We start from the raw sequence: 12,334 nt of genomic DNA, 5'->3' as shown, positions 1-12,334 counted from the left end.
CAGGCCGCCCCCATATCGGCACAGCTGCGCCCGCGATCAACCGATCCGGCTTTCCCAATCGAGTGAGCGGCGGGCGCGCCGCGGCGCCCGGCCCCGTCCGCCCGCGCGCGCCTCAGCGTTTCTGGAACAGGGGCATCGCCAGCGCCTCGGCGCGGGCCATCCAGAGGTCGCGCTCGGCCCGCAGCTCCTCCATCCGGTCGACCTCGGCCTGGACGTGGCTGCGCAACGCGCGCAGCTCCTGGGCGACGATCGCCTGCAGCTCCTCGTGGCGCTCGGCCTCGACCTTGAGCCGCGCCTTGAGCACCATGTTCTCGGCCATCAGCGCCGCGACGTCCTCGTCCTCGGCCTTGGCCTCGGGCGGCGCGGGCGGGACGAGGCGGGGCTCCCAGCCGCCCTGCGGCTCGGCCGCGCGGCGGGGCTCGGCGGGCTTCGGCCCGGCGGCCTGGACCGGCTTGGGTGCACCGCGCCCCGGATCGGCGGAGGCCCCGCGCCCCTGGTCGGCAGGGGCCCCGCGCCCCTGGTCGGCAGGGGCGCCGCGTCCCTGGTCAGCGGCCTCGATCCGGGAGAGGGTGGCGAGCCAGTCGCGCAAGGGCCCGGCCACATGGCGATCCGAATGGCGATCCGAGTGGCGATCCGCCTGACGGTCCGCGTGGCTCTGGGTCTGGAAAGCGGGTTCGGACACGCCGGGCCTCCTGAATCGTGACGCGCAGCAAAGACGCGCCATGGTTAAGACCCGGTAAACGCCGCGCGCCGCGGGTCATCCCGCGTTGACTTTCAAGCCAAACCCCTCTAGCCCGGCCGCTCCCAGACGAGTTCTCGTCTCGACCCGATCCGCCGACCGGACCCGCGAGGCCGGAGGCCAACGCCCGACAGCGCGACGCGCCCTCGGGCGCGAATCGCGTTGGGCGCGAGGCCGGCTCCAGGCGAGCGAGCGGATGAACGACACGAGAGAGGCGCCGTTGCGCATCGAGGACGCGGTGAACGAGGTCTGCCCCTGGTCGGGCAAGCCGATCGCCGCCGATTCGCTGACGCTCTACAACGGCGCCGTGGTCGGGTTCTGCAATCCGGGCTGCCGCGACAAGTTCGAGACCGCGTTGCGCCAGTTCGAGGGCGCGCTCCAGGCGCGCCGCGCCGCGCGCGCCGGCAACGACGAGTAGCGCAAAGGACGCCCCATGTTCGAAGGCCTCTCGGACCGTCTCTCCGGCATCCTCTCCGGGCTCACCCGCCGCGGCGCGCTGACGGAGGCCGACGTCACCGCCGCCCTGCGCGAGGTGCGCCGCGCCCTGCTGGAGGCGGACGTCGCGCTCGAAGTCGTGCGCGGCTTCACCGAGAAGGTGCGCGAGCAGGCGGTCGGCGCCACGGTGCTCAAGTCGGTGACGCCCGGCCAGATGGTCGTGAAGATCGTCAACGACCAGCTCGTGGCGATGCTGGGCTCGCAGGCCGAGATCATCGACCTCAACGCCCCCTCGCCGGTGCCGATCCTGATGGTCGGCCTGCAGGGCTCGGGCAAGACCACCACCACCGCCAAGATCGCCAAGCGGCTCACCAGCCGCGACAAGCGCCGGGTGCTGCTCGCCTCCCTCGACACGCGCCGCCCGGCCGCCATGGAGCAGCTCGCGGTGCTGGGCCGTCAGGTCGGCGTCGAGACGCTGCCGATCGTGGCCGGCCAGTCCGCGGTGCAGATCGCCAAGCGCGCCATGGAGGCGGCGCGGCTCGGCGGCTTCGACGTGGTGATGCTCGACACCGCCGGCCGCATCACCCTCGACGAGGGGCTGATGCAGGAGGCCGCCGACGTGAAGGCGGCGACCAAGCCCCACGAGGTGCTCCTCGTCGCCGACGCGCTCACCGGCCAGGACGCGGTCAACACCGCGCGCGCCTTCGACGAGCGCCTGGGCGTCACCGGCATCGTGCTCACCCGCATGGACGGCGACGCGCGCGGCGGCGCGGCGCTCTCGATGCGGGCCGTGACCGGCAAGCCGATCAAGCTCGTCGGCACCGGCGAGAAGGTCGACGCGCTGGAGGAATTCCATCCCGACCGCGTCGCCAACCGCATCCTCGGCATGGGCGACATCGTCTCGCTGGTCGAGCGGGCGGCCGAGACCATCGACCAAGAACAGGCCCTGCGCGTCGCCGAGAAGATGCGCAAGGGCAAGTTCGACCTCGACGACCTGTCGATGCAGCTCGGCCAGATGGAGAAGATGGGCGGCATCGGCGGCCTGATGGGCATGCTGCCCGGCATGGCGCAGATGAAGAAGCAGGTCGAGGGCGCCAACCTCGACGAGAAGATGTTCAAGCGCCAGCGCGCGATCATCTCCTCGATGACCGCCGAGGAGCGCCGCAACCCCGACATCCTCAAGGCCTCGCGCAAGAAGCGCATCGCCAAGGGCTCGGGCGTCGACGTCTCGGAGATCAACAAGCTCCTCAAGATGCACCGCACCATGGCCGACATGATGAAGGCGATGGGCTCGGGCAAGCGCGGCATCGGCCAGGCGCTCGGCAACATGTTCGGGCTCGGCGGGGGCGGTCTCGGCCAGATGGGCAAGATGATGGGCGGCGGCATGCCGGAGCCGACGCCGGAGCAGATCGCCGCGCTGGAGAAACAGTTCGGCGGCAAGCTGCCGCCGATGCCGCCGAACCTCGGCGCCCCGGGCAAGATGCCCGGCCTGCCGGGCCTCGGCGGCGGAAAGATGCCCGGTCTTCCGGGGCTCGGCGGAATGCCGTTCGGGAAGAAGAAGTAGGCGGATAGGGAGTAGCGAATAGCGAATAGTTCGGTTCAGCCGGAAGGGACGGCCGCTCAACGTCGTCAGGCCCTTCTATTCGCTATTCGCTACTGCCTGTTCGCCCTCACACACAACAAGGAGAGTTTCGTGTCCCTGAAGATCCGTCTCACCCGCGGCGGCGCCAAGAAGCGCCCCTACTACCGCATCGTCGTGGCCGATTCCCGCGCGCCGCGCGACGGCCGCTTCATCGAGAAGGTCGGCGTCTACGACCCGATGAAGCCGAAGGATGATCCGGCCCGCGTGTCGCTGGAGACCGAGAAGATCCAGGCGTGGCTCGCCAAGGGCGCCCAGCCCACCGACCGCGTCCTGCGCTTCCTCGACGCCGCCGGCCTCGCCCAGCGCCCGACCCGCAACAACCCCAAGAAGGCGGAGCCCGGCACCAAGGCCAAGGAGCGCGCCGCCGCCCGCGCCGAGAAGGCCGGCGCCGGCGAGGACGCCGCGGCGTAGCACGATGGCGCGCCGGTCCCCTCCCCCGGGAGCCCGTCGCCCCTCCGGGGTGCGGCCGGGACCGGCCCCTGCTCCGCGATCTCCGGCGCCGCCCGCGGCGCCGGAGATCGCCCGGGACCCCGATCACGTGCTGCTCGGCGAGTTCGGCCGCGCGCACGGGCTTTCGGGCGAGGTGCGGCTGAAATCCTACACCGCCGATCCAGCGGCGATCGCGACCTACGGTGCGTTGCGCGGAGCGGACGGCCGCACGGTCGAGATCACCTCTCTGCGCCCGACCTCGGGCGCCCCCGACATCCTGATCGCCCGCGTGGCGGGCGTCGCCGGCCGGACCGCCGCCGAGGCCCTGAACCGCCTCGCGCTCTACGTCCCGCGCGACCGGCTCGGCCTGCCCGCGGAGGAGGACGAGTTCTTCGCGGCCGACCTCGTCGGCCTCGCGGTGGTCGACGCGGCCGGGGCGGCCCTCGGCACGGTGCGGGCGGTGCCGAATTACGGCGGCGGCGACCTCCTGGAGATCGCGCCCGCGAGCGGCGGCGCCACGGCGCTCCTCCCCTTCACCCGGGCCTTCGTGCCGGCGATCGACCTCGCGGCGCGGACGGTCACGGTCGCACCGCCCGACGACCTCTTCGCCCCGGCCGGCCCCCCGCCCGCCGAGGAGGCGTGAGGCCTGGAGCACTCTCCGACGAAGCGGCCACCGCCTCGTCGAAGACAATGCGTCAATATCAAAGACCTAGAGCAGGATCCGATAGCACCGCGCTCGGTTCCTGCTCTAGCGTGCCTCGGCCTGCACCCGCCCCGCCATCGCGGCCTGCGCCGCCTGCAGCGGCGCGGCGCTGACCGGGTGCGGCCCGTCGAAGGGCCGCTCGTGCAGGGCGATCAGCCCGAGCGTCGAGATCATGGCGACCGCGAACACGGTCATGGCCGTCATCTGCGCGCGCGGCCGGTCGAGATGCACCAGGGCGAGCGCCACCAGGGTCAGGAAGGCCAGCACCACGAGGGTGAGCCACTTCGACTGGTCGCTCGTGTGCTGGGCCAGCGCCAGCCGGTCGCCTCGGGCGCTGCGCAGGCGCAGCACCGTGTCGAGGAGCGCCCGGTGCGCGGCCAGGCCCGCTTCGACGCTGACCCGCGGCGCCGCCGCGGCCTGCAGCAGCCGCCCCAGCGCCTCGGCCGCGCGGGGCGAGGTCTCCCCGTCCTGCATCCGCTCCCATTCCTCGCCCACCACCGCGTCGAGATAGGCCGCCAGATGGGCGCGGATCGCCGCCATGTCGGAGACGGTGGCGAGGCTCAGATCGTAGACCGCGACCGCGCCGTCGCGCTCGGCCTGCACCGCCCGCACGGCCTGCCGCTGGCGCTCCCAGGCATCGTTCGCCACGAACCCGGTGAGGAGGGCGAGCAGTACCGAGACGGAGCCGAAGAAGGGCGCGACCACGCCGCCCAGGCTCGCCACGAAGCCCCGGCTCGACAGGGCCACGAGCCGGATCACGCCGATGCCGGCCCCGAACAGGGCGGCGAGCGCGCCGAAGATCAGCCAGACCGGCTGATCGAGCCAGACACCCAGGACCATGCCTCGCCTCCGTTCACGCCCGGCACCCTACGGCACCGGGGTGAGCGGAGCGTGAAGCCGGGTCGGCGGCCGGTTGACCGGGTGCCGGGCGCGCGCGATCAGGCGCCATGATCCCCACGCTATGACCCCCGCGATGAATTCTCCCTGGCGCGCCACGATCCTCACCCTCTACCCGGAGATGTTCCCGGGCCCCCTCGGGCTGTCGCTCTCGGGCGACGCGCTGGCGCGCGGGGCCTGGGCGATCGAGGCGCGCAACATCCGCGAGCACGGGATCGGGCGCCACCGGGCCGTGGACGACACGCCGGCGGGCGGCGGGGCCGGGATGGTGCTGCGCTGCGACGTGCTCGCCGCGGCGATCGACGCGGCGGCCAGCCCGGACGATCCGCGCCCGCGGCTGCTGATGAGCCCGCGCGGACGCCCGCTGACGCAGGGCCGGGTGCGGGCGCTCGCCGAGGGGCCGGGCGTGATCGCGGTGTGCGGACGCTTCGAGGGGGTGGACGAGCGGGTGATCGAGGGGCGCGGCCTGGAGGAGGTCTCGATCGGCGATTACGTGCTCTCGGGGGGCGAACTCGCCGCGCTGGTGATGATCGATGCCTGCGTGCGCCTGCTGCCCGGCGTGATGGGCAAGGCCGCCTCCGGCGTCGAGGAGAGCTTCGAGGGCGCGCGCCTGGAATACCCGCACTACACCCGCCCGCGCGACTGGGAGGGCCGCCCCATCCCGGATGTGCTGCTCGGGGGCAACCACGCGGCCATCGCCCGCTGGCGCAGCGAGGCGGCCGAGCGCCTGACGCGCGAGCGCCGGCCGGACCTGCTCGACCAAGATCCGGCCAAATGACCGCAGGGAATCGCGACAACCGTGCGGTGTGGCGTCTCGCGCTGATCCGCGGGCTCCGCTATAGCCGCGTGTCATGAAGCTGATCACCTCGACGGACGGGCTCGCCGCGACCTGCGCGCACTTCGCCACGCAACCCTTCGTGACCGTCGACACGGAGTTCATGCGTGAGACGACCTACTATCCCAAGCTCTGCCTGATCCAGATCGCGGCACCGGACGGGTCGACGGCGCTCGTCGACCCGCTGGCGCCCGGAATCGACCTTGCGCCCTTCTTCGCGCTGATGGGCGACGAGCGGGTGCTGAAGGTCTTCCACTCGGCCCGGCAGGATCTGGAGATCATCTGGCTGCAGGGCGGATTGCTGCCGCAGCCCTTCTTCGACACGCAGGTCGCCGCGATGGTCTGCGGCTACGGCGACTCGGTCTCCTACGAGCAGCTCGTCAACGACGTCGCCAAGGCCAAGATCGACAAGTCGTCGCGCTTCACCGACTGGTCGCGCCGGCCGCTCTCGGAGGCGCAGCTCACCTACGCCCTCTCGGACGTGACGCACCTCATCAAGGTCTACGAGGTGCTGGCCCGGCAGCTCCTCGCCACCGACCGGGGTGCGTGGCTCGACGAGGAGATGGCGGTGCTGACCTCGCCCGAGACCTACCGGGCCGACCCGGACCAGGCGTGGCGCCGCCTCGGCGGGCGGATGCGCAAGGCCCGCGAGATCGCCGTGCTGATGGAGGTGGCGGCGTGGCGCGAGGCGGAGGCGCAGAGCCGCAACGTGCCGCGCGGGCGCATCCTCAAGGACGAGGCGGTGCTCGACGTCGCGACCTCGGCCCCGCGCAGCATCGAGGCGCTGGGGCGGCTGCGCAGCATCCCGACCGGGTTCGAGCGCTCGCGCACCGGCGCCGAGATCCTGGCCGCGGTGGAGCGCGGGCTCGCCCGCGACCCCGCCACGGTGCCGCTGCCGGACCGCGGCCGGCCGCGCGGGGGCGGCAACGGCGCCCTCGTCGAACTCCTCAAGGTGTTGCTCAAGGCGGTCTGCGAGGCGGAGCGCGTGGCGCCCAAGATCATCGCCACGGTGGACGACCTCGAAGCGATCGCGGAGGACGACGAGGCGGACGTGCCGGTCCTGCACGGCTGGCGCCGCCGCCTGTTCGGCGAGAAGGCGCTCGCGCTGAAGGCCGGCCGGCTCGCCCTCTCGGCGCAGGGCGGACGCGTGGTGGTGCGCGAGTTGCCCGACGGGGCGTGACGCGCCCCGGGCTCCCGTGCGATGCGCTGCACGACGAGATCCCGCGGGACCGGCACCCGCCCGCACGAGCCGACGCGATGACACCCAGCACCACCTTCTCCGGCCGCACCCTCGCCCTCTTCGGCCTCGGCGGCTCGGGCCTCGCCACCGCGCTGAGCCTCCAGGCCGGAGGCGCCCGGGTGGTCGCCTGCGACGACAACCCCGAGCGCATGGCGGCGGCGGAGGCGCAGGGCATCGCCACCGCGGACCTGCGCGGCGCCGACTGGAGCGGCTTTGCCGCCCTCGTCCTCGCGCCGGGCGTGCCGCTCACCCACCCCACCCCGCACTGGACCGTCGGCCTCGCGCAGGCGGCGGGCGTGCCGGTGATCGGCGACATCGAACTCTTCTGCCGCGAGCGGGCGGTCCGCGCGCCCGGGGCGCCCTTCGTCGCCATCACGGGCACGAACGGCAAATCGACCACCACCGCCCTCATCGCGCACGTGCTCGCCACCGCGGGCCTGGACGTTCAGATGGGCGGCAACATCGGCACCGCGATCCTGTCGCTGGCGCCGCCCGCACCGGAGCGGGTCCACGTCGTCGAGTTGTCGTCGTTCCAGATCGACCTCACGCCCTCGCTGCGCCCGAGCCTCGGCGTGCTCCTCAACCTCACGCCCGACCACCTCGACCGCCACGGCGACATGGCACGCTACGCCGCCATCAAGGAGCGGCTGGTGGCGGGGGCCGACCACGCGGTGATCGGCGTCGATGACGACTACACCCGCGCCATCGCGGATCGCCGCGCGGGGCCGCTTACGCGGGTCCACGTCGGCGAGGGGGCGAGCGAGCCCGGCCTCCTCGTCCGGCACGGGATGCTGATCGACGGGCGCGCGAGCCCGCCCGTGCCGGTGGCGGACCTCACCGGCATCGCCTCCCTGCGCGGCGCCCACAACTGGCAGAATGCCGGGATCGCCTACGCGGTGGCGAGCGCGCTCAGCCTCGGCCCGGAGGCCTTCGCGGCGGCCCTGCAGAGCTTCCCCGGCCTGCCCCACCGGATGGAGGAGGTGGGCCGGCGCGGCGGCACGCTGTTCATCAACGATTCCAAGGCCACCAACGCCGATTCCACCGAGAAGGCGCTCTCGGCCTTCCCGCGGGTGCACTGGATCCTCGGCGGCAAGCCGAAGGAGGGCGGGATCGACAGCCTCGCCCCCTACTTCCCGCGGGTGGCCCACGCCTACCTGATCGGCGCGGCGAGCGACGCCTTCGCGGCGACGCTGGAGGGCCATGCGCCCTTCAGCCGCTGCGGCACGTTGGCGACCGCCGTGGCGCAGGCGGCCGAGGATGCGGCGCGCGAGCCCGACGCGGTGGTGCTGCTCTCGCCGGCCTGCGCCTCCTACGACCAGTTCCGCAGCTTCGAGGACCGGGGCGATCAGTTCCGGGCGATGGTGCGGGCGCTGCCGGGGCTGGTCGCGACGGGTGGTTGAGCGATGCGGGTGCCGGCGGTTCCGTTCCGGTCCGGATCGGAGTATCATTTGTGCACTGCGTCGCGCCTGCCGCGGCCCTCCCGCCATCGTCGTGGCGCATTCCTGGCCAGCCTGGAGCCATGCTGAATCACTCCCACATCCTGCCGGCCGGCGGGGCCCCGATCCAGATTCCCGCGCACCGCGCGCCCCGCAAGATCATCAGCTGGAACCTGCTGCGGCGGACCGGCGCGACGGTCGAGGCGCTGGCGGCCCTGGTCGAGCAGGAGAAACCCGACCTGCTGCTGATGCAGGAGGCGACCGCCGAGATCATCGGCCTGAAGGACCGCGTCGGCGGCCATTACGCCTGGGCGCCGCTGCCGCGGCGCATCCACGGGCTCGCCATGTGGAGCCCGACCCCCTTCGTGCGCGCGCCCCTGGTGATCCCGCTGCCCTCCGGGGCGCTGATCGACCGGGTCTGCCAGGTGCTCGATTGCGGCAGCTTCGGCGTCGCCAACGTGCATCTCTCGCACGGGCAGGTGCTCAACCGCCGCCAGCTGCGGCGCATCGAGCAGCACCTGCCGGCGCGGGCCGCGGTGCTCGGCGACTACAACCTCGTCGGGCCGGCCCTGCTGCCGGGCTTCCGCGACGTGGGGCCGCGCTTCCCGACCCACGCGATGGTCGATCTCGTGCCCCTGCGCCTCGACCGCTGCCTCGTGCGCGGCCTCGTCTGCCGCAGCCGCGCGGTGCTGCCGCGGGGCGCCTCCGACCACCGGCCGATCGTGGTGCACCTCGAACCCGCGGCCCTGCCGCCCCGCCGCGAGCGGGCCGAGCGCTTCCTGCGCGACCGGGTGGACCTCAGAGGTATGGCAGCAGCAATCGCACGCCGGCATCGCGCAGGCGCTCGGGCAGCGCACGCCCCCGCAGATCCTCGCGGGTGAGCCGGCCGCGCATCTTGGCCCGCATCAGCCGGTCGAGGTCGGCCGCGAAGGCGGGGTCGTAGACCTCGACGTTCAGTTCGAAGTTGAGCCGGAAGCTGCGCGTGTCCCAGTTCGCGCTGCCGACGAAGCACCAGACGTCGTCCACCACCATCAGCTTCGAATGGTCGAAGGGCGGGTTGTCGAGCCAGATCCGCACCCCCGACTTGAGCAGCGGGCCGACATGGGCGCGCGTCGCCCAGTCGACGAAGCGGTGGTTGCTCGCCTGCGGGATGATGACGTCGACCGTGATGCCGCGCATCGCCGCGAGCTCGAGCGAGGTGAGCAGGATCTCGCTCGGCAGGAAGTAGGGCGTCGCGAGGCGGATCGAGCGCCGGGCGGTGGCGAGCGCCGCCAGTACCGCGTACTCGATCTTCTCGATGTCGGAATCCGGCCCGGAGGTCACCACGCGGGCGAGCGAGTCCCCGGCCGCCGGGATGGCCGGGAACCACGCCGGCCCGTCGAGATCGTCGCCGGTGACGAAGGCCCAGTCGCGGGCGAAGGCCTGGGTGAACTGCCAGACCACCGGCCCGTCGATGCGGAAATGCGTGTCGCGCACCGGATCGGGCGGGTCCTGCGCCACGAGATTCTCGTCGCCGATGTTGACGCCGCCGACGAAGCCGGTGCGGCCGTCGACGATCAGCAGCTTCTTGTGGGTGCGCAGGTTGAGGAAGGGCATGCGCCAGGGCAGGGCCGAGTGCATGAACAGCCCCGCCGGGATGCCCGCCTCGCGCAGCCGCCGGTAGACCTCCGGGAAGAAGTAGCCGCTGCCGATGCCGTCCACGATCACGCAGACCGCGCAGCCGCGGGCCTGCGCGGCCCCGAGCGCGTCGAGGAAGGCGCGCCCGCTCGCGTCGTAGCGCATGATGTAGCTCGACAGGGCCACCGAGTGCCGCGCGCCCGCGATCGCCTCCAGCATCGCCGGATAGGCCTCGTCGCCGCTGCGCAGGATGCGCACGCCGTTGCCGCCCGCGAGCGGCAGCCCGGTCAGGCGCCCGACCGCCTCCTCCAGGGGCCTGTAATCCTCCGGCACGGCGGCCGGCTCGGGCCGCGCCTGGCCGGGGCGGGCCGTGGGCGGCTGGGGCAGTCGGCGCGCCCGGCGGTGCACCCGGTTGATGCCGAACAGCAGGTACAGGATCGTGCCCATCAGCGGCGAGAGCCACGCGAGGCCGATCCAGCCGATCGCCGCCCCCACCTCCCGCTTGAACAGCAGCACGTGCACCGTCACGCCGAAGGCGAGCGCGAGGCCGGCCAGCGCGAGCACCTCCGCCCGCACCGAGCCCAGCCACGCCAACCACGCGATGATCGCCTGCTCCACCGGCCCTCCCGCCACGCTCGCCCTCTCCTGAGCGGATAGGCGAAGGCGCGGGCGGATTCCACTCCGCCCGCGGTCGAGGCCGTCAGAACAGGTGGAAGGCGTGCGGGGCGAACAGCCCCACCCCCAGCATGGCGATGCCCGCGAGCCCCAGCGCGCCGCCCGCGAAGGCCAGGGCCGCGATGCCGGTGATGACCTGCGCGGACGCCAGCACGATGCCGATCTGGAACGCCGCCGAGCCGAGTTCGTAATGGTGGTAGCGCGCCAGCGCGAGGTCCCGCTTCGCCTCCGCGGCCTTGGCCCGGCCGGAGAGTTCCTTGCGGCCCTCGCCGGTGGCGGGCTCGGATTCCCAGCGCGCCACGGTCTTGGCCCACTCGTCCATCTGCTTGCGGGCCGCGTCGGCGGGCGCGCCCGGCGCCTGGAGCGCCACCTCCTCGCTCGCGGTCTTCAGGATGGTGCTGCGGATCGTGCGGGCCTGGAAATAGGCCCAGAGGTTCGATGCCTCGACGTTGGCGCCGAGCGCATCGGTCTGCGCGCTCTTGGCCAGCGTCTCGCCGAGGGCGAGAAACAGCGCCAGGACCGAGATCAGCAGCGCCACCCTCTTGTTCGACCCCTCGACCGCCCCGTGTCCACCCGACATCGAATCCCTCCTGCGATGAAGTCCGCATCGAAGCGTGGCCTACATACAGGCCGGATCGCGATCCGCCAGTGACATGTCGGCGACGAATCCGCCCCTGCGTCAGGAGACCCCCATGCCCCGCCTTGTTCTCGTCCCGGCCCTGCTCCTGGCGGCGCTGCCGGCCCGGGCGGAAGCCCCGTCCCGCTGGCCCGACAGCCAGCTCGGGCGCGTCGAGGCGATCGCCGTGCTCCAGACCCTGAACGCCCGGCTGCTCGCCGCGCGCAGCGCCACCGCGACCCTGGAGGCGTGGTGCGCGGGCCACCGCATGGCCGCCGCGCCGCGCCTCTCCGCCCGTCTCGTGCGCGGGGCCGAGGCGCCGGCGAGCCCGGAGACGCGCCGCCGCCTCCAGGTCGGGCCGGACGAGCCCGTGCGCTACCGGCGGGTGCGGCTCGCCTGCGGCGACCACGTGCTGTCGGAGGCCGACAATTGGTACGTGCCGGGGCGCCTCACCCCCGAGATGAACCGGCTGCTCGACGAGACCGACACGCCGTTCGGCCGCGCCGTCCAGTCCCTCGCGCCGACGCGCCAGACCGTGGAGGCCGAGACCCTGTGGCAGCCGCTGCCGGAGGGCTGGGATCAGGCGCCGCCCGTCCCGGCGGCCTGCGCGGATCTCGCGGTGCCGGAGGCGCTCCTGCGCCACCGCGCCGTGCTGTTCACGGCCGAGCGCCAGCCCTTCTCGGAGGTGGTCGAGACCTACACGCGGGCGGTGCTCGACTTTTCGCGGCCCGCGCAGGCCGAGGATCCGGCCTGCGCCAAGCGCTGACCCGCGCCCACCGGAGGACCGGCATGCCCCGCTACTTCTTCGCCACGCGCGTGGGGGAGGATCTCCTGCCCGATCCGGACGGGCGCGTCCTGCGCGACCCCGACGAGGCCTGGGAGGTCGCCCGCGCGACGATCCGGCAGCTGCTGCGCGAGAGCGCCGACACCTCGCGCCTGCTCGCCGCCACCCTGGAGGTGACGGACGAGGGCGGCGAGATCGTCTTCGAATTCCCCTTCGCGGAGGCGGTGGAGGCGCCCCCCGGCGGGGCCGGGACGCTCCACTGAACGGCATCCGCCGGCGGATGCAG

The 12,334-nt window shown here is 73.2% G+C and carries 14 protein-coding genes; 10 read left to right on the top strand and 4 right to left on the bottom strand.

The genetic code is table 11. The features are described from left to right. Window positions 1–112: 112 nt before the first annotated feature. Window positions 113–682 carry a hypothetical protein gene (locus ACKUB9_RS02275; protein ID WP_407519040.1) on the bottom strand — a complete coding sequence of 190 codons (570 nt, stop codon included), beginning with the start codon at window positions 680–682 and terminating at the stop codon, window positions 113–115. A 253-nt stretch (window positions 683–935) separates the two neighbouring features. Here ACKUB9_RS02275 and ACKUB9_RS02270 point away from each other — a divergent pair, with 253 nt between their 5' ends. From ACKUB9_RS02270 to rimM, 4 genes are all read left to right on the top strand, one after another. Then, the gene (locus ACKUB9_RS02270; RefSeq protein WP_238233118.1) at window positions 936–1,157 is read left to right on the top strand and encodes an eL24 family ribosomal protein; all 222 of its coding nucleotides are present in this window, start codon (window positions 936–938) and stop codon (window positions 1,155–1,157) included. 15 nt (window positions 1,158–1,172) lie between these two features. Further along, window positions 1,173–2,738, top strand: a complete 1,566-nt coding sequence (gene ffh, locus ACKUB9_RS02265; protein WP_407519038.1) for a signal recognition particle protein — start codon at window positions 1,173–1,175, stop codon at window positions 2,736–2,738. Window positions 2,739–2,867: 129 nt separating this feature from the next. After that, window positions 2,868–3,227 carry a 30S ribosomal protein S16 gene (gene rpsP / locus ACKUB9_RS02260; RefSeq protein WP_407519036.1) on the top strand — a complete coding sequence of 120 codons (360 nt, stop codon included), beginning with the start codon at window positions 2,868–2,870 and terminating at the stop codon, window positions 3,225–3,227. Window positions 3,228–3,231: 4 nt separating this feature from the next. Further along, window positions 3,232–3,888, top strand: a complete 657-nt coding sequence (gene rimM, locus ACKUB9_RS02255; protein ID WP_407519035.1) for a ribosome maturation factor RimM — start codon at window positions 3,232–3,234, stop codon at window positions 3,886–3,888. 105 nt (window positions 3,889–3,993) lie between these two features. Here the strand turns inward: rimM and ACKUB9_RS02250 are convergent, their stop codons facing one another. After that, window positions 3,994–4,788, bottom strand: coding sequence for a bestrophin-like domain (locus tag ACKUB9_RS02250; RefSeq protein ID WP_407519033.1), 795 nt, complete (start codon window positions 4,786–4,788; stop codon window positions 3,994–3,996). A 133-nt stretch (window positions 4,789–4,921) separates the two neighbouring features. Here ACKUB9_RS02250 and trmD point away from each other — a divergent pair, with 133 nt between their 5' ends. The 4 genes from trmD (at window position 4,922) to ACKUB9_RS02230 (ending at window position 9,237) form a co-directional block, all read left to right on the top strand. Further along, a complete protein-coding gene (gene trmD / locus ACKUB9_RS02245) occupies window positions 4,922–5,623 on the top strand; it encodes a tRNA (guanosine(37)-N1)-methyltransferase TrmD (RefSeq protein WP_407519031.1) in 702 nt (233 codons plus the stop codon). A gap of 73 nt (window positions 5,624–5,696) precedes the next feature. Further along, complete coding sequence (gene rnd / locus ACKUB9_RS02240; protein ID WP_407519029.1) at window positions 5,697–6,860, top strand: ribonuclease D; 1,164 nt, start codon at window positions 5,697–5,699, stop codon at window positions 6,858–6,860. 77 nt (window positions 6,861–6,937) lie between these two features. Then, window positions 6,938–8,320: a UDP-N-acetylmuramoyl-L-alanine--D-glutamate ligase gene (gene murD, locus ACKUB9_RS02235; RefSeq protein ID WP_407519028.1), complete on the top strand. Its 1,383-nt coding sequence runs from the start codon at window positions 6,938–6,940 to the stop codon at window positions 8,318–8,320. A gap of 119 nt (window positions 8,321–8,439) precedes the next feature. Continuing rightward, the gene (locus tag ACKUB9_RS02230) at window positions 8,440–9,237 is read left to right on the top strand and encodes an endonuclease/exonuclease/phosphatase family protein (protein ID WP_407519027.1); all 798 of its coding nucleotides are present in this window, start codon (window positions 8,440–8,442) and stop codon (window positions 9,235–9,237) included. On the opposite strand, the gene ACKUB9_RS02225 is transcribed toward ACKUB9_RS02230, so the two are convergent. Both ACKUB9_RS02225 and ACKUB9_RS02220 read right to left on the bottom strand, forming a co-directional pair. Further along, entirely contained in the window at window positions 9,155–10,591 is a 1,437-nt protein-coding gene (locus tag ACKUB9_RS02225) for a phospholipase D-like domain-containing protein (RefSeq protein ID WP_407519108.1), read from the bottom strand. The genes ACKUB9_RS02230 and ACKUB9_RS02225 overlap by 83 nt on opposite strands. Before the next feature lie 82 nt (window positions 10,592–10,673). After that, on the bottom strand, window positions 10,674–11,228 hold the full coding sequence (locus tag ACKUB9_RS02220; protein ID WP_407519025.1) for a DUF4337 domain-containing protein: 555 nt from the start codon (window positions 11,226–11,228) through the stop codon (window positions 10,674–10,676). A 112-nt stretch (window positions 11,229–11,340) separates the two neighbouring features. Here ACKUB9_RS02220 and ACKUB9_RS02215 point away from each other — a divergent pair, with 112 nt between their 5' ends. Then, entirely contained in the window at window positions 11,341–12,030 is a 690-nt protein-coding gene (locus tag ACKUB9_RS02215) for a hypothetical protein (RefSeq protein WP_407519024.1), read from the top strand. A 23-nt stretch (window positions 12,031–12,053) separates the two neighbouring features. Continuing rightward, entirely contained in the window at window positions 12,054–12,311 is a 258-nt protein-coding gene (locus tag ACKUB9_RS02210; RefSeq protein ID WP_407519022.1) for a DUF6894 family protein, read from the top strand. Window positions 12,312–12,334 lie beyond the last annotated feature (23 nt).

This window comes from Methylobacterium oryzisoli (genome assembly GCF_046557895.1).
Classification (GTDB): Bacteria; Pseudomonadota; Alphaproteobacteria; order Rhizobiales; family Beijerinckiaceae; genus Methylobacterium; species Methylobacterium oryzisoli.
Note: the sequence above shows the minus strand (reverse complement) of the source record. Positions and strands in the feature narration are given on the sequence as shown.